Source organism: Salmonella sp. 741265073_HBA (genome assembly GCF_046569105.1).
In the GTDB taxonomy this organism is placed as follows: domain Bacteria; phylum Pseudomonadota; class Gammaproteobacteria; order Enterobacterales; family Enterobacteriaceae; genus Salmonella; species Salmonella enterica.
The window spans coordinates 76,877-98,365 of the sequence record NZ_JBKFRY010000001.1 but is presented as its reverse complement, the minus strand read 5'-3'; the positions used below and the strand labels follow the sequence as shown (position 1 = coordinate 98,365).

The 21,489-nt window shown below is 54.7% G+C and carries 18 protein-coding genes; 9 read left to right on the top strand and 9 right to left on the bottom strand.

Annotation, left to right across the window (positions count from 1 at the left end; all coding sequences use genetic code 11):
- The first annotated feature begins 86 nt into the window (after positions 1-86).
- Positions 87-695, top strand: a complete 609-nt coding sequence (ybjG, locus tag ACLD3P_RS00470) for an undecaprenyl-diphosphate phosphatase (RefSeq protein ID WP_109288296.1) — start codon at positions 87-89, stop codon at positions 693-695.
- A gap of 71 nt (positions 696-766) precedes the next feature.
- Positions 767-1,525: a DNA-binding transcriptional repressor DeoR gene (gene deoR / locus ACLD3P_RS00465; RefSeq protein WP_000450106.1), complete on the top strand. Its 759-nt coding sequence runs from the start codon at positions 767-769 to the stop codon at positions 1,523-1,525.
- Positions 1,526-1,569: 44 nt separating this feature from the next.
- Here deoR and dacC read toward each other — a convergent pair whose 3' ends face one another.
- Positions 1,570-2,772: a serine-type D-Ala-D-Ala carboxypeptidase gene (gene dacC / locus ACLD3P_RS00460; protein ID WP_000195712.1), complete on the bottom strand. Its 1,203-nt coding sequence runs from the start codon at positions 2,770-2,772 to the stop codon at positions 1,570-1,572.
- Between the two features lie 243 nt (positions 2,773-3,015).
- Between dacC and ACLD3P_RS00455 the strand changes: the two genes are divergently transcribed.
- Positions 3,016-3,642 carry a glutathione S-transferase family protein gene (locus tag ACLD3P_RS00455; RefSeq protein WP_000631907.1) on the top strand — a complete coding sequence of 209 codons (627 nt, stop codon included), beginning with the start codon at positions 3,016-3,018 and terminating at the stop codon, positions 3,640-3,642.
- Here ACLD3P_RS00455 and ACLD3P_RS00450 read toward each other — a convergent pair.
- On the bottom strand, positions 3,639-4,760 hold the full coding sequence (locus ACLD3P_RS00450; protein WP_001252730.1) for a PQQ-dependent sugar dehydrogenase: 1,122 nt from the start codon (positions 4,758-4,760) through the stop codon (positions 3,639-3,641). The genes ACLD3P_RS00455 and ACLD3P_RS00450 overlap by 4 nt on opposite strands.
- A 118-nt stretch (positions 4,761-4,878) precedes the next feature.
- Complete coding sequence (bssR, locus tag ACLD3P_RS00445; protein WP_000259651.1) at positions 4,879-5,262, bottom strand: biofilm formation regulator BssR; 384 nt, start codon at positions 5,260-5,262, stop codon at positions 4,879-4,881.
- A 230-nt stretch (positions 5,263-5,492) separates the two neighbouring features.
- On the opposite strand from bssR, the gene rimO reads away from it, so the two are divergent.
- Positions 5,493-6,818: a 30S ribosomal protein S12 methylthiotransferase RimO gene (rimO, locus tag ACLD3P_RS00440; protein ID WP_000073314.1), complete on the top strand. Its 1,326-nt coding sequence runs from the start codon at positions 5,493-5,495 to the stop codon at positions 6,816-6,818.
- Positions 6,819-6,908: 90 nt separating this feature from the next.
- Here the strand turns inward: rimO and gsiD are convergent, their stop codons facing one another.
- From gsiD to iaaA, 5 genes are read right to left on the bottom strand one after another with little or no spacing between them, the layout of a single operon-like run.
- Positions 6,909-7,820 (bottom strand): glutathione ABC transporter permease GsiD, encoded by a 912-nt coding sequence (gene gsiD / locus ACLD3P_RS00435; RefSeq protein WP_001236024.1) that lies wholly within the window; start codon positions 7,818-7,820, stop codon positions 6,909-6,911.
- A 2-nt stretch (positions 7,821-7,822) separates the two neighbouring features.
- Positions 7,823-8,743, bottom strand: a complete 921-nt coding sequence (gene gsiC, locus ACLD3P_RS00430; protein WP_000936069.1) for a glutathione ABC transporter permease GsiC — start codon at positions 8,741-8,743, stop codon at positions 7,823-7,825.
- A 60-nt stretch (positions 8,744-8,803) separates the two neighbouring features.
- On the bottom strand, positions 8,804-10,342 hold the full coding sequence (gene gsiB, locus ACLD3P_RS00425) for a glutathione ABC transporter substrate-binding protein GsiB (RefSeq protein ID WP_000191427.1): 1,539 nt from the start codon (positions 10,340-10,342) through the stop codon (positions 8,804-8,806).
- Positions 10,343-10,374: 32 nt separating this feature from the next.
- Positions 10,375-12,246, bottom strand: a complete 1,872-nt coding sequence (gene gsiA / locus ACLD3P_RS00420; RefSeq protein ID WP_001120575.1) for a glutathione ABC transporter ATP-binding protein GsiA — start codon at positions 12,244-12,246, stop codon at positions 10,375-10,377.
- 10 nt (positions 12,247-12,256) lie between these two features.
- On the bottom strand, positions 12,257-13,198 hold the full coding sequence (gene iaaA, locus ACLD3P_RS00415) for a beta-aspartyl-peptidase (RefSeq protein ID WP_001030503.1): 942 nt from the start codon (positions 13,196-13,198) through the stop codon (positions 12,257-12,259).
- Positions 13,199-13,401: 203 nt separating this feature from the next.
- Between iaaA and moeA the strand changes: the two genes are divergently transcribed.
- The 4 genes from moeA (at position 13,402) to ACLD3P_RS00395 (ending at position 19,001) form a co-directional block, all read left to right on the top strand.
- Entirely contained in the window at positions 13,402-14,637 is a 1,236-nt protein-coding gene (gene moeA, locus ACLD3P_RS00410) for a molybdopterin molybdotransferase MoeA (protein WP_000395792.1), read from the top strand.
- Entirely contained in the window at positions 14,637-15,386 is a 750-nt protein-coding gene (moeB, locus tag ACLD3P_RS00405) for a molybdopterin-synthase adenylyltransferase MoeB (protein ID WP_000829277.1), read from the top strand. Before moeA ends, moeB begins: the two co-directional genes overlap by 1 nt.
- A gap of 277 nt (positions 15,387-15,663) precedes the next feature.
- Positions 15,664-16,563 (top strand): glycyl-radical enzyme activating protein, encoded by a 900-nt coding sequence (locus tag ACLD3P_RS00400; RefSeq protein ID WP_131046189.1) that lies wholly within the window; start codon positions 15,664-15,666, stop codon positions 16,561-16,563.
- 5 nt (positions 16,564-16,568) lie between these two features.
- The gene (locus ACLD3P_RS00395; protein ID WP_000192661.1) at positions 16,569-19,001 is read left to right on the top strand and encodes a glycyl radical protein; all 2,433 of its coding nucleotides are present in this window, start codon (positions 16,569-16,571) and stop codon (positions 18,999-19,001) included.
- A 77-nt stretch (positions 19,002-19,078) separates the two neighbouring features.
- On the opposite strand, the gene ACLD3P_RS00390 is transcribed toward ACLD3P_RS00395, so the two are convergent.
- Positions 19,079-19,888: a Cof-type HAD-IIB family hydrolase gene (locus ACLD3P_RS00390; protein WP_000217902.1), complete on the bottom strand. Its 810-nt coding sequence runs from the start codon at positions 19,886-19,888 to the stop codon at positions 19,079-19,081.
- A 261-nt stretch (positions 19,889-20,149) separates the two neighbouring features.
- On the opposite strand from ACLD3P_RS00390, the gene ACLD3P_RS00385 reads away from it, so the two are divergent.
- Positions 20,150-21,415 (top strand): DUF1479 domain-containing protein, encoded by a 1,266-nt coding sequence (locus tag ACLD3P_RS00385; protein WP_303066568.1) that lies wholly within the window; start codon positions 20,150-20,152, stop codon positions 21,413-21,415.
- The last annotated feature ends 74 nt before the right edge of the window (positions 21,416-21,489 follow it).

The following is a 21,489-nucleotide window of genomic DNA, read 5'->3' as shown; positions in this document are numbered from 1 at the left end:
CTCTCTGTTACGCTGCATTTATGCTCAGTTTACACGGGGATGAGCTGGCTATCCCTTTTGATTTCATTGCTCCGAGCCTGGATGTTATGCTGGAAAACCTTAACAACTCGCTGTTTAATTTTATTAACGCCACGCCTGATTCCGCGCAGTGGACAATTTCGCTCGCTATCTTTATCGCCAAAGATCTTATCAACATCGTCCCGCTCTTAGCCGTTGTACTCTGGCTGTGGGGTCCCCGCGATCGGGTCTGCGCCCAACGTCAGCTGATCGTTAAAATCGGCATCGCGCTGATTATCAGTCTGGCGGTATCCTGGACAATGGGACACCTTTTCCCGCACGACCGTCCATTTGTCGATCATATCGGCTATAACTTCCTGCATCATGCCGCCGATGACTCGTTCCCCAGCGATCACGGTACGGTGATTTTTACCTTTGCGCTGGCGTTTTTGTTCTGGCACCGCCTCTGGTCAGGCATCGTGATGATGGCGATAGCCATTACCATCGCCTGGTCGCGCGTCTATCTCGGCGTACACTGGCCGTTAGATATGATTGGCGCGCTGCTGGTAGCGATGCTTGGCTGCCTGAGCGCACAGCTGATCTGGCAATGGTACGGCGCGCCGCTCTACCAGGCGCTGCAACGTTGTTACCGTTTCTGTTTCGCGTTGCCCATTCGAAAAGGCTGGGTACGTGACTAAACAGCGAAAAAAAGAGTAATATTAAGCGCTCTGTATGGTGCGGAGCGCTTATTTAACTCTCCAGGGGAACTATGGAAACGCGACGCGACGAGCGTATTGGTCAATTGCTGCAGGCCTTAAAACGCAGCGATAAACTTCATCTTAAAGAAGCCGCGACCCTGTTGGGCGTCTCTGAAATGACCATTCGTCGCGACCTGAACCATAAAAGCGCGCCTGTCGTGTTGCTGGGCGGCTATATCGTACTGGAGCCCCGCAGCGCCAGTCATTATCTGTTAAGCGATCAAAAATCTCGTCTGGTGGAAGAAAAACGCCGAGCCGCTCAGTTGGCTGCGGGCCTGGTACAAGCGCATCAGACGGTATTTATTGACTGTGGCACCACCACGCCGTGGATCATTGAAGCCATTGATAATGACCTTCCCTTTACGGCGGTGTGCTATTCACTTAATACCTTTCTGGCGCTGCAGGACAAACCCCATTGCCGCGCCATTCTCAGCGGCGGGGAGTTTCACGCCAGCAACGCCATTTTCAAACCGCTTGATTTCCATGAAACGTTAAACAATATTTGTCCGGATATCGCGTTTTATTCCGCCGCCGGCGTTCATACCAGTAAAGGCGCTACCTGCTTTAATCTGGAAGAGCTGCCGGTAAAACATTGGGCCATGACAATGGCCCAGAGCCATGTACTGGTGGTGGATCACAGTAAATTCGGCAAGGTACGTCCGGCGCGGATGGGGGAATTATCACGCTTTGATACGATTATCAGCGACCGCCGTCCCGATGAGGCTTTTGTGGCCTACGCTAAAGCGCAACAAATTACTCTGATGTATTAACCGCAGGTTGCCGGATGCGACGCGCACCCGGCAACGGGGTTATTTTACGAGAACCAACTGCCAAACCACTGATGGAGTTTCATCAGCACAAAATCCCACATCCGGCTGAAAAATCCCCCCTCCTCGACGTTTTCCATCACCATTAACGGGCGTTGCTCAATGGATTTTCCGTTAAGCTGGAAATCGATGGTGCCGACAACCTGCCCTTTCTTCAACGGCGCCGTGAGCTGTGGTTCGTTCAACGTAAAGCTGGCCTTCAGGTTTTTAAGCTGCCCACGCGGAATCGTCACAGACCCCGCATCGCCCGCCCCCAAATTGACCTCACGCTTATCGCCAAACCAGACCCGTTGCGTCACGAATGTCGCGTCAGGTTTAATCGGCGTGACCGTTTCAAAGAAGCGGAAACCCCAGGTCAACAGTTTTTCTGACTCATTAAAACGAATACGGTCCGTTTTCGCCCCCAGCACGACAGAGATCAGGCGCATATCGCCCTGGGTGGCGGAGGCGACAAGGTTATACCCAGCGCCAGCCGTTGTCCCCGTTTTCATGCCGTCGACATGCAGATTGGTGCTCCACAACAGGCGGTTGCGGTTCGGTTGACGAATATTATTAAAAGTAAATTCTTTCTCTTTATGAATGGCGTATTCGTCAGGCACATCGTGAATCAGGGCCTTGCCGAGTAGCGCCATATCGCGAGCGGTACTGAACTGCCCTGGAGCATCAAGGCCGTGTACCGTCTGGAAGGTTGTATTGGTTAACCCCAGTCGTTTCGCATAGGCGTTCATCAGGCCGATAAAGGACTCCTGGCTTCCGGCGACGTAGTCGGCAAGCGCGATACAGGCATCATTACCTGACTGAATGATGATGCCTTTATTAAGATCCGCAACCGACACCTGATCGCCTGGCTTCAGAAACATCACCGACGACCCACGTAGCGCCGGGTTCCCCGTCGCCCAGGCATCTTTGCCCACCGTCACCATATCGGTCAGCTTGATTTTCCCTGCCTTCAGCGCCTGGCCCACCACGTAGCTGGTCATAATTTTTGTCAAACTGGCAGGGTCGAGTTTCTCATCGGCATTGCCTTCCGCCAGTACTTTACCGCTGGCGTAATCCATTAAGATCCAGGCTCGCGCATCAACGCCCGGCGGCGCGATCGTTTGTTCCTCTGCCTTTACAGGCGAAGCGAAAAGGAATAAGAGAACCGAACCTGCCGCGAGGCTACGAAGGGAAGAAGCGTATTGCGTCATAGTACCACCCGAGTATCCATTCCAAAAACACACGTCACACCACCGTGTAATAAGTGCGGTGAGTAATAACGCACTCACGACGTTAAAGAAACCGTAACTTGGTAAAGTTTTTAAAGTTTATGCAATAACATCCCGTTACGCTTCCTTCATAACGATTTTTTTACAGACCATTGTGTAAATGTTAGGTTTATCTCACGGTAGGCCGATTACTGTCATCATCCTGATAAAACGGAAGGGGTTAATATGATTACGCTGTGGGGCCGGAACAACTCGACTAATGTTAAAAAAGTGTTGTGGACGCTTGAAGAGCTGGAACTGCCATACGATCAAATTCTGGCAGGCGGAAAATTCGGCGTTAACCAGGATGCCGACTATCTGGCGATGAATCCTAATGGGCTGGTGCCGCTGCTTAAAGATGATGAAACCGACCTGTTATTGTGGGAATCCAATGCCATTGTCCGCTATCTGGCGGCGCAATACGGCCAGAACCGGCTATGGGTTGATAATCCGGCGCGGCGTGCGGAGGGCGAAAAATGGATGGACTGGGCGAATCAGACGTTAAGCCCGGCGCACCGCGTGATCCTGATGGGACTGGTCAGAACCCCGCCGGAAAAACGCGATCAGGCGGCAATTGAAGCCGGTATCGAAAAGTGTGACAGCCTGTTTGCGCTGCTTGATGATGCGCTGGCCCACCAGCCGTGGTTCTCCGGGGATAACTTTGGCACCGGCGATATCGCTATTGCGCCTTTCGTCTATAACCTGTTGAACGTGGGTCTGAAGTGGACGCCGCGCCCGAATCTGGAGCGCTGGTATCAGCAGCTTACCGAGCGCCCTGCTTTTCGCAAAGTGGTGATGATCCCGGTGACCTAACGCGTGGCTGCAGGACTTACCTTGAGTAACTGCCCGTCGGACTCATCGGTTAACACATATAAGTAGCCGTCAGGTCCGACACGCACATCCCGAATACGCTGCTTTCTGTCACCCAGAATACGGCCTTCTTCCGTCACCGTATTGCCATCGACGCGCATCACAATGACCTCTTTATCTTTTAGCGCGCCGATAAACAGTTTGTGCCGCCACGGCGCAAAAACGTCGCTGGCATAAAAAGCCATCCCGCTGATCGCCGGAGAATCCTTCCAGTAGTAAACCGGTTGCTCCGTTCCCTCGACAATTTCACCTTTGGCTTCCGGCACTTTCAGACCACTATAGTTGACACCCCATGTGGCCAGCGGCCAGCCATAATTTTTGCCTTTTTCCGGGATGTTAATTTCATCGCCGCCGCGCGGACCGTGTTCATGCAGCCATAGCGCGCCGCTCCAGGGATTGATGGCCAGCCCCTGCGGATTACGAATACCGTAAGACCAGATTTCCGGACGCGCGCCCGCCTGATGCACAAACGGATTATCCGGCGGAATTTCGCCCTGCCCGGTCAGGCGCACCAGCTTACCCTGTAATTTATCCAAATCCTGCGCGGTAGCGCGCTGGTTATTTTCACCCAGGGCAATAAAAAGAAACCCTTGCGCATCGAATACCATACGTCCGCCGAAATGGTTGCCGGTAGACAGCTTAGGCATCTGGCGAAACACGGTACGAAAATGCTCCAGACGCTGAAGATCGTCGCTCAGCCGTCCAAAACCGACTGCCGTACCGGCGTTTCCTTCGCGGTCAGCTTCAGCATAGCTCAGCCAGACGCGGCGCGACTGGGCAAAGTCAGGCGCCAGCACGACGTCCAGCAAACCTCCCTGCCCGTTTGCCCACACTTTCGGTACGCCAGCCAGCGGATCGGAAAGTCCCCGCCCCGCCTGCCAGTGGCGCAGTTGTCCCCCTTTCAGGGTAATGAGCATCCCACGGTTATCCGGCAAAAAAGCCAGCGACCACGGGTGATCGAGTCGGGTTTGCAGCACCTCAACGTTCACCGGCGCAAGATTGGCGTTCGCCCATGAAGAGAAAAGAGAGAATGAAACTATCGCGAGAAGTATTCGACGCATACCGCCTCCTTCAGGGCTCTGCGTTAAAGCGTAGTCAGCATCGCAAGAGGTCGGGTTTATTTTTACAAAACATTAAGCGGCGCGGTCCGGTAAAAAGGGGGAGTCGCCTCCCCCTTATTCAGACCTGTGTAAGCGGTGAATGTGCTTTCAGACTCTGAATACTCAGCGTCAAAGTTGTCAGACAGTTTTCAAGTTTATCTGCGTTGACGGCAATAAAGGTCGGACAATCATGGTGTCCGCTCATTAAACAAACGGCGGCGGCTGCAAGCGCGCCTTCGGCACGGCGCAGCGCGTTCCACTCTTCCTGATCGAGATGCAGTCCCTGCCGTAAAGCGTGATCGTGGAGCTCGCGATTCAGTTCAAAAAAATTGTCACGCAGAGTGTCACTTTCGCTGACTGACATATACCCCTTCGCTTTTCGCAATTGCAGATAAGCGGCAAGATCGATACGCGCGTTTATCAGCTTGTTGAGAAGATCGGTTCTCAGTCTGTCAACGACCATACCTTTTTTCCTCCTCTTTTCTACCAGGGTTCAACTTAATAGTATGGTCGTTTTTTAGACAAAGGGGTGTCAGAGATCAAGAATTTTCTTAGAATTGCCCTTTTTCACCTTTTGCTGACAACCACAACGGTTGATGCCGCCGCTCCTGATGAGATTGCGATACAATTTTTGTTCGGATATCTGTAGAATCCCTGCCCTGACCATTCCAATAAATGAACACTTTTTAAGCTATGAGTAATGTAACCCACCAGCCAAAGATCGGCTTCGTTTCCCTGGGCTGTCCGAAAAACCTCGTTGATTCGGAACGCATCCTGACTGAGCTGCGTACCGAAGGCTATGACGTTGTGCCACGCTATGACGATGCGGATATGGTTATCGTTAATACCTGTGGCTTTATTGACAGCGCGGTACAAGAGTCGCTGGAAGCCATTGGCGAAGCGCTGAACGAAAACGGTAAGGTAATCGTCACCGGCTGCCTGGGCGCAAAAGAAGATCAGATCCGCGAAGTGCATCCGAAAGTACTGGAAATCACCGGGCCGCATAGCTATGAGCAAGTTCTGCAGCACGTACATCATTACGTACCGAAGCCGAAGCACAATCCATTTTTAAGCCTCGTACCGGAACAGGGTGTAAAACTGACGCCGCGCCATTATGCGTATCTGAAAATTTCTGAAGGCTGTAATCACCGCTGCACGTTCTGCATCATCCCGTCGATGCGCGGGGATCTGGTCAGCCGTCCGATTGGCGACGTATTAAGCGAAGCGAAACGTCTGGTTGATGCCGGGGTCAAAGAGATTCTGGTGATTTCGCAAGATACCTCCGCCTACGGCGTAGATGTGAAGCACCGCACCGGATTCCATAATGGCGAACCGGTGAAAACCAGTATGGTGAGCCTGTGCGAACAGTTATCAAAACTGGGCGTCTGGACACGTCTGCACTACGTCTACCCCTACCCACACGTTGATGATGTGATTCCGCTAATGGCGGAAGGCAAAATCCTGCCCTATCTGGACATTCCGCTGCAACATGCCAGCCCGCGGATTCTTAAACTGATGAAACGTCCCGGTTCCGTTGACCGCCAACTGGCGCGCATTAAGCAGTGGCGTGAAATCTGCCCGGAACTGACCCTACGCTCCACCTTTATTGTCGGCTTCCCCGGCGAAACAGAAGAAGACTTCCAGATGCTGCTCGACTTCCTGAAAGAGGCGCGCCTCGATCGTGTAGGCTGCTTCAAGTACAGCCCGGTGGAAGGCGCAGGCGCGAATGACCTGCCGGATCAGGTGCCGGAAGAGGTGAAAGAAGAGCGCTGGAACCGCTTTATGCAACTGCAACAGCAAATCTCCGCTGAGCGCTTGCAGGAAAAAGTGGGCCGCGAAATTCTGGTGATCGTCGATGAGGTTGACGAAGAAGGCGCTATCGGGCGTAGCATGGCGGATGCGCCGGAAATTGACGGCGCGGTCTATTTGAACGGCGAAACCAACGTCAAGCCGGGCGATATCGTGCGCGTGAAAGTGGAAAACGCCGACGAATATGATTTGTGGGGCAGTCGGGTTTAACGCCACCTCCCCCGGCGCGGGTGCCGGATGTGTTACCCCACCTGGCGAGCCCGTTCCAGGCCCGCCAGGCGTCAACGCCACCGGGCTGGCTTACCCCTTAATCTTCGGGTCCAGCGCATCGCGCAACCCGTCGCCTAACAGGTTAAACGCCAGCACAGTCAGGAAAATCGCCACCGCCGGGAAGAGCGCTACGTGCGGCGCGATGACCATATCCGCCCGCGCTTCATTGAGCATCGCTCCCCACTCCGGCGTTGGCGGCTGCGCGCCTAATCCGAGAAATGACAGGCTTGCCGCGGAAATAATTGACGTACCGATACGCATCGTAAAGAAAACCACAATTGACGAGACCGTTCCCGGCAAGATATGGCTAAACAAAATCGTCGTGTCGCTGGCGCCGATACTGCGGGCAGACTCAATAAACGTCTGCTGTTTTAAGACCAGGGTATTTCCGCGCACCAGACGTGCAAACGCCGGAATAGAGAAAATCGCCACCGCAACGATCACATTAGCAATACCGCTGCCTAACACCGCCACAACGGCAATCGCCAGCAAAATGCCGGGGAAGGCGAACAGCACATCGCAAATGCGCATAATGAAACGATCCCACCAGCCTTCATAATATCCCGCCAGCAATCCCAACACCGTGCCGATTATCGCGCCGATAAATACCGCGAACACGCCCGCCGCCAGTGAGATCTGCGCCCCAACGAGAACCCGGCTAAAGATGTCTCTTCCCAGCGAGTCAACGCCAAACCAGTGCTGCAAAGAGGGGCCATTGTTCAGGCTATCGTAGTCAAAATAGTTTTCCGCATCGTAGGGCGTCAGCCAGCGGGCAAAAATCGCCACCAGAATTAACGCCAGTACGAATCCCCCGGCGACCAACGCGACATGCTGGCGGCGAAAACGACGCCAGAACTCCCGCCATGGCGTGCGTATCTGGTCGGGTTTTACCACCGGCATAGCATGTAAAATCGCCTGACGGCGCCAGTTAAATAATCGCATCCTTACTTATACCTGATAGCCGGATTAATGGCGGCATAGAGGACATCCACCACTAAGTTGATAAGAATAAATTCCAGAGAAAACAGCAGCACTTCCGCCTGAATCACGGGGTAGTCGCGCATGTCGACCGAGTCGACCAGTAATCGCCCAAGCCCCGGCCAGTTAAACACTTTTTCGACGACGATCGATCCGCCAAGCAGAAAGCCAAATTGCAGTCCCATCATGGTGACGACCGGGATCATCGCATTGCGCAGGCCATGTTTTAACACCACCCACGTTTCACTGACGCCTTTCGCCCGCGCGGTCCTCATGTAATCCTCGCTCAGGACATCGACAAACGAGGAGCGCGTAAAACGCGCCATGACTGATGCCACCGCCGCGCCAAGCGTCAGGGAGGGTAAAATATAATGTTGCCAGCTATCCGCCCCCACGGTCGGTAGCCAGCCCAGATCCACGGAAAAAATCTGCATTAACAACATTCCCAGCGCAAAAGCCGGGAAAGAAATGCCGGTCACGGCAAGCGTCATTCCTACCCGGTCAGGCCAGCGATTACGCCACACGGCGGCGGCGATGCCGATCGCCATGCCAAACAGAACCGCCCATATCATACTGGTTATCGTCAGCCACAGCGTCGGCAAAAAGCGGCTGGCGATCTCCTCAGAAACCGGGCGGCGGGAAACCATTGACGTACCGAAATCGCCTTGTAAAACATGGGTGATGTAACGCCAAAACTGGACATGAAGCGGCTGATCAAGCCCCAGCTGCTGACGAACCAGCGCAATCACCTGCGCGTCGGCTTCTGGTCCGGCTATCAGCCGCGCCGGGTCGCCGGGCAACAAATGAACAAATAAAAACACCAACACTGCCACAATCAACAGCGTAGGAATTAATCCCAGCAGGCGCTTGAGAACATAGTTAAGCATCACACGAACCTTTTACCGGATGGCGGACAACGCGCGCGCCATCCAGCCCCATCGCATTACTTACTTCAAATCCGCATCGTCAAAGCTGAAACCGGTATCCGGCATAATCCAGAAACCGGTCAAATTTTTACTGTGCGCAGAAACCAATTTCTCCACCACCAACGGTATCCAGGGCGACTCTTTCCAGATAATATCCTGCGCCTCTTTGTATAATCGTGTTTTCTCCTGCGGATCGTTGGTCTTTAAGGCCGCCGCCAAATCGCTGTCGACCTGCTTGTTGCTGTAAAAAGCGGTATTAAACTGCGTCGGCGGCCAGTTTTGTGATGCGAAGAGCGGCGATAACGCCCAGTCAGCTTCGCCCGTCGACGCCGACCAGCCGGTATAGAACATTCGCACGCCGCTCTCTTTTTGCCCTTTGCCCTCAACTTCCGCGGCGCGCTGGCCGGCGTCCATCGCGGTTATCCGGGCTTTAATGCCAATCTGCGCCAGTTGCTGTTGGGTAAACTGCAACACTTTTTGCGCGGTGCTATGGTTGTGCGATGACCACAGCGTGGTACTGAAACCGTCTGGATACCCCGCCTCTTTCAACAGTTCGCGCGCTTTAGCCGGATCATAGGGCCACGGCTGATAGCTTTGCGCATAGGCTATCGACGGCGGCACCACGCCCGTCGCCGGCGTGGCGTATCCGGCAAACGCCACTTTAACCAACGCCTGACGATTGATAGCGTAATTCAACGCCTCACGCACCTTAGGATTATCAAACGGTTTCTGCGTCACATTCATACTGATATAACGCTGCATAATGGACGGGCTGGCGACCAGTTCGAGGTTTTTATTTTTCGCCAGTAACGCGGCCTGCTCATAAGGGATAGGAAAAGCAAATTGCGCTTCGCCGGTTTGCAGCATCGCCGCGCGGGTATTGTTGTCAGTAACCGGACGCCAGGTAATAGAATCCAGCTTGGGTAAACCCTGCTGCCAGTAACCGGCGAACTTTTTCACTTTGACAAAGTCGGTCTGATTCCAGGTTTCAAGCTGATATGGACCAGTGCCGACCGGATGAAAACCAATATCCTTGCCATATTTTTCCAGCGCTTGCGGCGAGATCATCGCCGTCGCCGGGTGCGCCAGAATATTAATGAAAGCGGAGAACGGCTGTTTCAGGGTAATTTTTACCGTTGCCGGATCGACGACCTCCGTTTTTGCGATATTTTTATACAGGTTATAACGCTTGAGGTGGTTATCCGGATTGCTGGCGCGATCGAGATTCGCTTTCACCGCCGCCGCATCAAAATCCGCGCCGTCCTGAAATTTCACCCCCTGCCGTAGGGTAATGGTGTAGGTCAGACCGTCATCAGAAACGGTGTAGCCCTCCGCCAGGACGTTTTTTACCTTCATGTCTTTATCCAGGCCAAACAGCCCCTGATAAAATGACTTCGCCACCGCCTGCGAGAGCGTATCGTTGGCGTCATACGGATCGAGCGTGGTGAAATTAGACCCTACCGCCACCACCACATCTTTGGCCGCCAGGGCCGGAAAAGCCGCAATGGATGAGGCCAGTCCCAGCGCCGCCAGCCATTTATGCGTAATAAATTGCGTCATGTTGTTCTCCTGAAACCCTGCCTGTCTGAATGTTATAAGCGCGAGAGCGCATTATCCTGCAGCGGCCGCGCAACATAATGTCCCGGCCCGACCAACTGTAATGAAACGGCGGGCGTCTCTTCGCCACGTTTATGAATATTGCTGGGTATATCATCTGATAGCAGAACGCGCCGCGGCCGGTGTCTGGAAGGATCGGCAACCGGCACCGCCGCCATCAATTTACGCGTATAAGGATGCTGCGGATTTTCAAAAACGGCGCGCCGCGGCCCCATTTCAACAATTTGACCAAGATACATCACCGCCACGCGATGGCTAATTCGCTCCACGACCGCCATATCATGCGAAATAAACAGGTAGGCTATCCCCATTTCCCGTTGTAAATCGAGCAGTAAATTAATGATCTGTCCGCGAACGGAAACATCCAGCGCGGATACCGCCTCATCAGCAATAATCACTTTAGGATTCAATGCCAGCGCGCGAGCAATGCAGATGCGCTGACGTTGACCACCGGAAAACTCATGCGGATAACGCCAGGCATGTTCAGGACGTAATCCGACACGCTCAAGCAACCAGGCCACGCGCTTTGCCGCAGCGTCCCCCTGCCCCAGACCATGAATCCGTAAAGGTTCCATAATGGAATACCCCACGGTCTGGCGCGGGTCGAGCGAGGCGTAAGGGTCCTGGAAAATACACTGAATATCGCGGCGCAACGGCTGGAGTTTACCCGCAGACAGCGTGTCAATGCGCTGGCCGTTAAAGATAATCTCCCCCTGCCGGGATTCAACCAACCGCAGCAGCGCGCGTCCGGTCGTCGATTTTCCGCTACCGGACTCGCCCACCAGCGATAGCGTTTCGCCCGGCCAGAGATCGAAACTGATATTCTCAACGGCATGAACTTCACGCGTAACGCGGTTAAAGAGACCGCTACGCAGCGGGAATCGCGTCACCAGTCCCCGCACCTGGAGAATAGGCTCGCCTTCCACCACCGTGTCTTGCTCAATCTGCGATTCATAAAGGGCTGGTTCGTCAGCGGAAATCAACGGGAAACGGCGTGGCAGCGAGTGGCCGCGCATCGCGCCAAGCTGAGGGACGGCGGCCAGTAACGTTTGGGTATAAGGATGCGTCGGCGCATGGAAAATCTGCTCTACGCTGCCGGTTTCCACGGCCTCGCCCTGATACATCACCAGTACGCGATCGGCGATATCCGCCACGACGCCCATGTCGTGGGTGATAAAAATCACGCCCATCGACATCTCTTGCTGCAACACTTTGATAAGTTGCAAAATTTGCGCCTGGATAGTGACATCCAGCGCCGTGGTGGGTTCATCGGCAATCAATACCGCCGGACGGCAGGATAGCGCCATCGCGATCATGACTCGCTGGCGCATCCCGCCGGAAAGCTGATGCGGATAACGCGATAAAATCGCCTGCGACTCCGGGATCCGTACCTGATCGAGCATACGTTTCGCTTCCGCCAGCGCCTCTTCGTGGCTGGCGCCCTGATGCAAACGAATAGATTCGGCAATTTGCTCGCCGACGGTAAATACCGGGTTGAGCGAGGTCATTGGCTCCTGGAAAATCATGGCGATATCCGCGCCGCGCACACGCCGCATCTGCGCGTCACTCTGCTCAGACAGCTCAATCACCTGGCGATTACGCCGACGCAACAGCATTTCGCCGCAGCGCACGTTCGCGCCCGACTGCTCAATCAGCCGCATTAACGCCAGCGCCGTCACCGATTTTCCCGATCCCGACTCGCCGACAATCGCCAGAGTCTCTCCACGCTTCAGGCGTAATGACACATTACGCACGGCGTCTATCTGTTGCCCTTCGTGGTGAAACGCGATATTCAGGCCACTGACGGACAGAACATCGCGGCTATCCAGTTCATCGCTGTGCGGCACCTGCGGCTCCTTATTCCCGGTAAATTCCTGTGGTAGGCGTATCCCCGGCATATCCCCAGGCGCGATACATCCCTTCGCTGTTAAACGGCAACGCGACATTACCTTCGTGATCAACAGCGATTAATCCACCGCTGCCGCCCAGCGCCGGTAATTTTTCCATCACCACGCGCTCACAGGCGTCGGCAAGGCTGAGTCCGCCATATTCCATCAATGCGGCGATATCGTAAGCCGCGAGCGTGCGAATAAAGACCTCTCCCGTTCCGGTACAGGAAACGGCGACGCTGGCGTTGTTGGCATAACACCCGGCGCCGACCAGCGGGCTGTCGCCGACGCGCCCGGGCAATTTATTGGTCATCCCGCCGGTAGACGTTGCCGCCGCCAGATTGCCGAATTTATCCCGCGCCACCGCGCCGACTGTACCCATTTTTTTCGTTTCGTCCAGCGGCGCGCCGCTGTGATCGAGCGCCATTTCGCCCGCCGCACGCGCGGCCAGTAATTGCTCGTAACGCGCCGGGGTGGAAAAGATATCCGGCGAAACGCGCGCCATCCCCTGTGAAAAGGCAAAGTTTTCCGCCCCTTCCCCCACCATGAGTACATGCGGGCTGCGCTCCATCACCAGTCTGGCGGCGAGCACAGGATGGCGAACATGACTCACGCCCGCGACGGCTCCGGCTTTCAGGGTATTGCCGTCCATCACGCAGGCATCCAGTTCATGAGTTCCGTCTCGGGTATAGACCGCGCCGATACCCGCATTGAAGAGCGGACACGCTTCCAGCAGGCGCACCGCTTCCGTCACTACATCAAGCGCGCTGTCACCCGCTTCCAGCATCTTTTGCCCGCTTTCGACAATCTCTGACAGCGCCTGGATATAGCGTAGCTCCTGCTCATGGCTCATTTGCGCGCGAGCAATCGCGCCTGCGCCGCCGTGAATCGCAATCACTGCTTTATTCATTTTTAGGGTCCATTAACGGTGGCACACAACTTTTACTATAACTATCAGAATTGTTGTGAGTTATTCATTCGATTTTTGAATATAGAAAGATGCGTAAGGTATGTAAAGGCGCAAGGCCGTCTCTAAGACCGAGGTAGCATACTGCCCGCCACTGTTTTCTGACATAATAGCCGGATTCGATTTTGCCTCGCAGGAGTATGTTCATGGAATTTTCCGCCGGATTGATGCCGCTTGAAACGGCGCTGACCCAGATGCTTTCACGTATTACCCCGCTCACCGCCGTAGAAACGTTGCCGCTGGTGAACTGCTTTGGCCGCATCCTGGCGACCGATATCGTTTCTCCCCTCGATGTCCCCGGCTTTGATAATTCAGCTATGGATGGTTATGCGGTACGCGTGGCGGATTTGTCCGCCGATAAGCCGCTGCCCGTCGCCGGCAAAGCATTTGCCGGTCAGCCCTACCAGGGAGAGTGGCCTGCGGGAACCTGCATTCGCATTATGACCGGCGCCCCGGTACCGGCAGGTTGCGAGGCGGTAGTCATGCAAGAGCAGACGGAACAAACCGATGACGGCGTGCGTTTTACCGCCGATGTTCGTTGCGGACAAAACATCCGCCGCCGCGGCGAGGATATTCGCCAGGATGCGGTGGTCTTTCCGGCCGGTACGCGCCTGACTACTGCCGAACTGCCAGTGCTGGCGTCGCTGGGAATTGCCGATGCGCAGGTTGTACGTAAAGTGCGCGTAGCGCTGTTCTCGACCGGCGACGAGCTCCAGCTTCCGGGCCAACCGCTGGAGGCGGGACAAATTTATGACACTAACCGTCTAACTATACATTTGATGCTGCAACAGCTTGGCTGCGAAGTGATCAATTTAGGCATTATTCCTGACGATCCCGGTAAGCTTCGCGCCGCGTTTATCGACGCCGACAGCCAGGCCGATGTAGTGATAAGCTCCGGCGGCGTCTCGGTTGGTGAAGCGGACTATACCAAAACCATCCTTGAGGAGCTGGGCGAAATCGCCTTCTGGAAGCTGGCTATCAAGCCAGGCAAACCGTTTGCCTTCGGCAAACTCAGTAATAGCTGGTTCTGTGGCCTGCCGGGGAATCCAGTCTCTGCGGCGCTCACGTTTTATCAACTGGTTCAGCCTTTACTGGCGAAGCTTGGCGGCAACACGGCAAGCGCTGTACCGCCGCGCCAGCGTGTACGCACAACATCTCGCCTGAAGAAAACGCCGGGGCGTCTCGATTTCCAGCGCGGCATCCTGCAACGTAGCGCCAACGGCGAACTGGAGGTCACGACCACCGGACACCAGGGCTCACATATTTTCAGCTCGTTTAGTCTGGGCAACTGCTTTATTGTGCTGGAGCGTGAACGCGGCAATGTTGAGCCGGGAGAATGGGTGGAAGTCGAGCCGTTTAATGCTCTGTTCGGAGGCCTGTAATGGCGGAACTTAGCGACCAGGAGATGCTGCGCTATAATCGACAAATTATTCTGCGCGGCTTCGATTTTGAAGGGCAGGAAGCGTTAAAAGATGCGCGGGTATTAGTGGTCGGGCTGGGCGGACTCGGCTGCGCGGCAACGCAGTATCTGGCCGGCGCTGGCGTCGGGCAACTGACGCTACTCGATTTTGATACCGTTTCCGTTTCCAATCTCCAGCGTCAAACCTTGCACAGCGACGCCACGGTCGGGCAGCCAAAGGTTGAGTCCGCCCGCGACGCGCTGGCGCGAATCAACCCGCATATTACCATTACGCCCGTTAACGCGCGGCTGGACGACGACGCTATGACCAGCCTGATTGCCGGGCATTCGCTGGTACTGGACTGTACTGATAACGTTAGCGTACGTAATCAACTTAACGCCGGGTGCTATACCGCGAAAGTGCCGCTAATCTCCGGCGCGGCAATTCGTATGGAAGGACAAGTTACCGTCTTTACATATCAGGAAAACGAACCCTGTTACCGCTGCCTGAGCCGTCTGTTTGGCGAAAACGCTCTGACCTGCGTAGAGGCAGGGGTGATGGCGCCGCTGATTGGCGTGATCGGTTCGCTACAGGCAATGGAGGCCATTAAGCTGCTGGCGCATTACGGTCAGCCCGCTAGCGGAAAAATCGTCATGTACGATGCGATGACCTGTCAGTTCCGCGAAATGAAGTTGATGCGCAACCCCGGCTGTGAGGTCTGCGGTCAGTAGCCACTTTACGGATAAACATACCGAAGCACGGTTTATGGCCGTGCTGTATCAACAGATAATTACTGTCATCAGACGCAAAGCCAGCTTACCCAAGCTCCGACTGACGATCGGCTCAAGCAGCGCGGCATCATCTTAAACGCCATATCACAGCCTCAAACCGTGATGTTGTACCTCATTTAACGCCTCTTTATCAGAACCTCTCCATTCGTTGACGCACATCAAGATAACTTTCATTCGAAAGTAATTTAATCTTTATATGAAATAAGAGAGGCCGTTTATGATCTTCAATATTCAGCGCTATTCTACCCACGATGGCCCCGGTATCCGTACCGTAGTATTTTTCAAAGGCTGTTCGTTGGGCTGTCGCTGGTGCCAGAACCCGGAAAGCCGCGCCCGCGCTCAGGATCTGTTATACGACGCGCGGCTGTGTCTCGAAGGATGCGACCTGTGCGCGCAAGCCGCGCCGGACGTCATTGAGCGCGCGCTAAACGGCCTGCTCATCCATCGCGAGAAACTGACCGACGCCCATTTTTCCGTCCTGGCGCATTGCTGCCCCACACAGGCGTTAACCGTGTGCGGCGAAATAAAAAGCGTGGATGAGATCATGGCGACGGTACTGCGCGATAAACCTTTTTACGATCGCAGCGGCGGCGGTCTTACGCTTTCCGGCGGCGAACCGTTTATGCAGCCGGAACTGGCGGCAGAGCTGTTTAAAGCCAGCCATGACGCCGGTATTCATACAGCGGTTGAGACCTGTCTGCATGTTCCATGGAAATACATTGCGCCCTCACTGCCTTATATCGATCTGTTTCTGGCTGATTTGAAACATGTCGCCGACGGGCCGTTTAAGCAGTGGACCGATGGTAGCGCCTCGCGGGTGCTGGAAAATCTCAGGAAACTCACCGCCGCGGGCAAAAAAATGGTGATTCGCGTCCCGCTGATTCAGGGATTTAATGCCGATGAGGAGACCATTAAAGCCATTACCGACTTTGCCGCCGACGAACTGCACGTCGGGGAAATTCATTTTCTGCCCTACCACACGCTGGGCATCAATAAATACCACTTACTCAGTCAGCCCTATCATGCCCCGGATAAACCACTGGATGCGCCGGCGTTACTTGATTTTGCCCAGAAGTACGCCTGTCAAAAAGGTTTAACCGCGACCCTACGAGGATAATTATCATGACCCAACTGAAACTGGACACGCTCAGTGACCGCATTAAGGCGCACAAAACCGCGCTGGTACATATCGTGAAACCGCCGGTCTGTACCGAACGCGCGCAGCATTATACCGAAATGTACCAGCAGCATCTGGATAAACCGATTCCGGTACGCCGTGCGCTGGCGCTGGCCCATCACCTGGCGGAACGCACTATCTGGATAAAACACGATGAACTGATCGTCGGCAACCAGGCAAGTGAAGTCCGCGCCGCGCCGATTTTCCCGGAATATACCGTCTCGTGGATTGAAAAAGAGATCGACGACCTGGCGGACCGGCCCGGCGCAGGTTTTTCCGTAAGTGAAGAAAACAAACGTATTCTGCACGACGTCTGTCCGTGGTGGCGAGGTCAAACCGTCCAGGATCGCTGCTACGGCATGTTTACCGATGAACAAAAAGGGCTTCTGGCGACTGGCATTATCAAAGCCGAAGGCAATATGACCTCCGGTGACGCGCACCTGGCGGTGAACTTCCCGCTGCTGCTGGAAAAAGGGCTTGATGGCCTGCGCGATAAAGTCGCCGAGCGCCGCTCACGCATCAACCTGACCGTGCTGGAAGATCTGCATGGCGAGCAGTTCCTGAAGGCGATTGATATAGTGCTGGACGCGGTAAGCCAGCACATCACGCGCTTTGCCGCGCTGGCGCGCCAGATGGCAGGCGAAGAGTCCCGTGAAAGCCGTCGTAAAGAGCTACTTACCATCGCGGAAAACTGCGAGGTGATCGCCCACCAACCGCCGCAGACCTTCTGGCAAGCACTGCAATTGTGCTACTTCATCCAACTGATTCTACAAATTGAGTCTAACGGGCACTCGGTGTCTTTTGGTCGTATGGACCAGTATCTTTATCCCTATTATCGTCGCGATGTCGAACTAAACCAGACGCTGGATCGTGAGCACGCCATTGAACTGCTGCACAGCTGCTGGCTGAAACTGCTGGAAGTAAACAAGATCCGTTCCGGTTCGCACTCTAAAGCTTCCGCGGGCAGCCCGCTGTATCAAAACGTCACCATTGGCGGTCAGAATCTCATCAACGGTCAGCCAATGGACGCAGTGAATCCGCTGTCTTACGCCATTCTGGAGTCCTGTGGACGTCTGCGTTCTACCCAGCCCAACCTCAGTGTGCGTTATCACGCCGGAATGAGTAACGATTTCCTTGACGCCTGCGTCCAGGTCATCCGCTGCGGCTTTGGGATGCCGGCGTTTAACAATGATGAAATCGTCATCCCGGAATTTATCAAGTTGGGGATCGAACCGCAGGACGCTTACGATTACGCGGCGATCGGCTGTATCGAAACCGCCGTCGGCGGGAAATGGGGTTATCGCTGCACCGGCATGAGCTTTATTAACTTCGCCCGCGTCATGCTGGCGGCGCTGGAAGGCGGTCGCGACGCCACCAGCGGCAAAGTATTTCTGCCGCAGGAAAAGGCGCTCTCCGCAGGCAACTTTAACAATTTTGACGAAGTGATGGCCGCCTGGGATACCCAAATTCGCTACTACACGCGCAAATCGATCGAAATTGAGTATGTGGTCGACACCATGCTGGAAGAGAACGTCCACGATATTCTCTGCTCAGCGCTGGTAGACGACTGTATTGAGCGAGCGAAAAGTATCAAGCAAGGCGGCGCGAAATATGACTGGGTATCCGGTCTGCAGGTCGGTATCGCCAACCTGGGCAACAGCCTCGCCGCCGTGAAAAAACTGGTCTTCGAACAGGGCGTTATCGGTCAACAGCAGCTTGCCGCCGCGCTGGCCGATGACTTCGACGGTCTGACTCACGAGCAGTTGCGCCAGCGTCTGATTAACGGCGCGCCGAAGTACGGCAACGACGATGACAGTGTCGATACCCTGCTGGCGCGCGCTTATCAGACCTATATTGATGAGCTGAAGCAATATCATAACCCGCGCTATGGTCGTGGCCCTGTCGGCGGCAACTATTACGCCGGTACGTCCTCTATCTCAGCAAACGTGCCATTTGGCGCCGCGACCATGGCTACCCCGGACGGTCGCAAAGCGCATACACCGCTGGCGGAAGGCGCAAGCCCTGCATCAGGTACGGATCATCTCGGCCCGACGGCGGTGATTGGTTCCGTAGGCAAATTACCTACCGGTTCCATTCTCGGCGGCGTGCTGCTCAACCAGAAACTGAACCCAACGACGCTGGAAAACGAATCCGACAAACAGAAACTGATGGTTCTGCTACGGACGTTCTTTGAGGTGCATAAAGGCTGGCATATTCAGTACAACATCGTGTCACGCGAAACGCTGCTGGATGCGAAAAAACATCCGGACCAGTACCGCGATCTGGTCGTGCGTGTGGCAGGCTACTCCGCCTTCTTCACCGCGCTGTCGCCGGATGCGCAGGACGATATCATCGCCCGTACCGAACATATGCTGTAATTTGCCCTGGCGCCATCGGCAATATGTCCGAATTGCCTGATGGCGCTACGCTTAACAGGCCTGCGCAGGCCTGTTAATCAGAAGGGATCGGTGCCGTCAAGCACGGCCTGAATGACGTTGAGCGCGCCTTGATGGTTATTATCATCAGTGTGATAGCGTGAAAGCGCTTTGATATTGTCTGCAGCATTGCCCATGGCAAAAGAGTAATGCGCCATTTTCAACATTTCCGCATCATTACCGCTGTCGCCAATGGCGACGACATTCTGTGGCGACCTGTTCCAGCGCTTTAACAGACGACTGATGCCATTCGCTTTATGCAGTCCCGGGATAATCAGGTCGATAAAACCGAAGCCGCTGGTGACGGGCTTCATGATGCCATCCAGAGATACGTGCAGTTTGTCGATAACCAGCGGAATTTGTTCATCAGGCAAATTCAGGGAGAACTTAAACAGGATATCGTCAATGTCGTGATAATCGTTTACCGGCTGCAGGCGGTGATAATGTTTGGCCATCAGCGCCACGAAAGTCTCGGGAGCGTTTTTGCTGACATAAGCGCTTTTCAGACCACAGGCGACAAAATTAAGTTGCTTATCCTTCAGCAGTTCGCCAATCACAATACGCGATTCATGTTGGGTTAGCTCCCCGTGAAACAACTGCTTGCCATGTTCATACACCAGCGCGCCATTTTCTGCGACAAAGGAAATTTCGTCTTTCAGCTCGGGGAAGAAGGAGATCAACTGGTAGTACTGATTACCGCTGGCGACTACAAATTCGATATTACGTTTTTTCAGTTCCTGGTATTGCGCCATGAAGCGTACACGATCGTACTGCTTGGCATCGTCGAGAAAAGTGCCGTCCATATCGGTAACGACAACGTTAACGGTCATACTTAAGCTCCTGGCTGTAACTGCGACCAGAAACATTTTAATAACAATGTGAGCAGAACCACAAATTTATTTCGAATGAAAAGTGGCTGAACGAAAGGAATAGCCGCATAAGACATTAAGGCGTCCTGGCCACCTTACGTTTTCCTCTCGCTTCCCTCTTTGTGCGCTCCTGCAATATTTTAAACTTGCATTAACCTTATTTTAACTTAAAGTATCAGATGTAACTAATTTTACTTTCGAACGAAAGATGGTGAGGTTGATATGACAACTCCTTTTACCCACGAAACGCTGCCCGCCGACCCAAAAGCGGCCATTCGTCAGATGAAGCAGGCGCTACGCGCGCAAATCGGCGACGTACAGGCGGTGTTCGACCGTTTGAGCGCCACCATAGCAGCCCGGGTGGCGGAAATTAACGATCTGAAGGCGCAGGGACAGCCGGTATGGCCAATTATCCCTTTTAGCGAACTGGCGATGGGCAACATTAGCGATGCCACCCGCGCCGAGGTTAAGCGCCGCGGGTGCGCGGTGATTAAAGGTCATTTTCCACGCGAACAGGCGCTGGCATGGGACCAGTCGATGCTCGACTATCTGGACAAGAACCATTTTGACGAGGTGTATAAAGGACCGGGGGATAATTTTTTCGGTACGCTGAGCGCCTCCCGGCCTGAAATCTATCCTGTCTACTGGTCGCAGGCGCAAATGCAGGCCCGCCAAAGTGAAGAGATGGCGCTGGCGCAGTCGTTCCTCAACCGTCTGTGGCAGGTAGAGCACGACGGCAAGCGATGGTTTAATCCGGATATCAGCATCATTTACCCGGATCGCATCCGTCGCCGCCCGCCGGGCACCACATCCAAAGGACTGGGAGCGCATACCGACTCCGGCGCGCTGGAACGCTGGCTGCTGCCAGCCTATCAGCAGGTATTCGCCAGTGTGTTTAACGGCAACGTCGAGCAGTACGATCCGTGGAATGCGGCACACCGTACCGAAGTTGAAGAGTATACGGTGGATAACACCACAAAATGCTCGGTATTTCGCACTTTCCAGGGCTGGACCGCGCTCTCCGATATGCTGCCCGGTCAGGGGTTGCTTCATGTCGTCCCTATCCCGGAGGCGATGGCGTATATTCTGCTGCGCCCGCTGCTGGATGATGTCCCGGAAGATGAATTATGCGGCGTCGCGCCGGGCCGGGTGCTGCCGATTTCTGAACAGTGGCATCCTTTACTGATGGCGGCGTTAACCAGCATTCCGCCACTGGAAGCCGGGGATTCCGTGTGGTGGCATTGCGATGTCATCCACTCCGTCGCCCCCGTCGAAAATCAGCAGGGCTGGGGCAATGTGATGTACATTCCTGCCGCGCCAATGTGTGAGAAAAATCTGGCCTATGCGCGTAAGGTGAAAGCGGCGCTGGAGACAGGCGCATCACCGAGCGATTTCCCGCGCGAGGACTATGAAACCACCTGGGAAGGGCGCTTCACGCTGCGCGATCTGAATATTCACGGCAAGCGGGCATTAGGTATGGACGTTTGACGGTCGTACCGCCCTTCCCGCTCACCTGCGGTGTGCCCTTTGCCTGGGCGCACCCGTCTTACCGAACCTACGCG

Bases quoted from the DNA above. Each gene is read 5' to 3' on its own strand.
- ybjG (WP_109288296.1), top strand. From the start codon at position 87: ATGCTGGAAAACCTTAACAACTCGCTGTTTAATTTTATTAACGCCACG.
- deoR (WP_000450106.1), top strand. From the start codon at position 767: ATGGAAACGCGACGCGACGAGCGTATTGGTCAATTGCTGCAGGCCTTA.
- dacC (WP_000195712.1), bottom strand. From the start codon at position 2,772: ATGACGCAATACGCTTCTTCCCTTCGTAGCCTCGCGGCAGGTTCGGTT.
- ACLD3P_RS00455 (WP_000631907.1), top strand. From the start codon at position 3,016: ATGATTACGCTGTGGGGCCGGAACAACTCGACTAATGTTAAAAAAGTG.
- ACLD3P_RS00450 (WP_001252730.1), bottom strand. From the start codon at position 4,760: ATGCGTCGAATACTTCTCGCGATAGTTTCATTCTCTCTTTTCTCTTCA.
- bssR (WP_000259651.1), bottom strand. From the start codon at position 5,262: ATGGTCGTTGACAGACTGAGAACCGATCTTCTCAACAAGCTGATAAAC.
- rimO (WP_000073314.1), top strand. From the start codon at position 5,493: ATGAGTAATGTAACCCACCAGCCAAAGATCGGCTTCGTTTCCCTGGGC.
- gsiD (WP_001236024.1), bottom strand. From the start codon at position 7,820: ATGCGATTATTTAACTGGCGCCGTCAGGCGATTTTACATGCTATGCCG.
- gsiC (WP_000936069.1), bottom strand. From the start codon at position 8,743: ATGCTTAACTATGTTCTCAAGCGCCTGCTGGGATTAATTCCTACGCTG.
- gsiB (WP_000191427.1), bottom strand. From the start codon at position 10,342: ATGACGCAATTTATTACGCATAAATGGCTGGCGGCGCTGGGACTGGCC.
- iaaA (WP_001030503.1), bottom strand. From the start codon at position 13,198: ATGAATAAAGCAGTGATTGCGATTCACGGCGGCGCAGGCGCGATTGCT.
- moeA (WP_000395792.1), top strand. From the start codon at position 13,402: ATGGAATTTTCCGCCGGATTGATGCCGCTTGAAACGGCGCTGACCCAG.
- moeB (WP_000829277.1), top strand. From the start codon at position 14,637: ATGGCGGAACTTAGCGACCAGGAGATGCTGCGCTATAATCGACAAATT.
- ACLD3P_RS00400 (WP_131046189.1), top strand. From the start codon at position 15,664: ATGATCTTCAATATTCAGCGCTATTCTACCCACGATGGCCCCGGTATC.
- ACLD3P_RS00395 (WP_000192661.1), top strand. From the start codon at position 16,569: ATGACCCAACTGAAACTGGACACGCTCAGTGACCGCATTAAGGCGCAC.
- ACLD3P_RS00390 (WP_000217902.1), bottom strand. From the start codon at position 19,888: ATGACCGTTAACGTTGTCGTTACCGATATGGACGGCACTTTTCTCGAC.
- ACLD3P_RS00385 (WP_303066568.1), top strand. From the start codon at position 20,150: ATGACAACTCCTTTTACCCACGAAACGCTGCCCGCCGACCCAAAAGCG.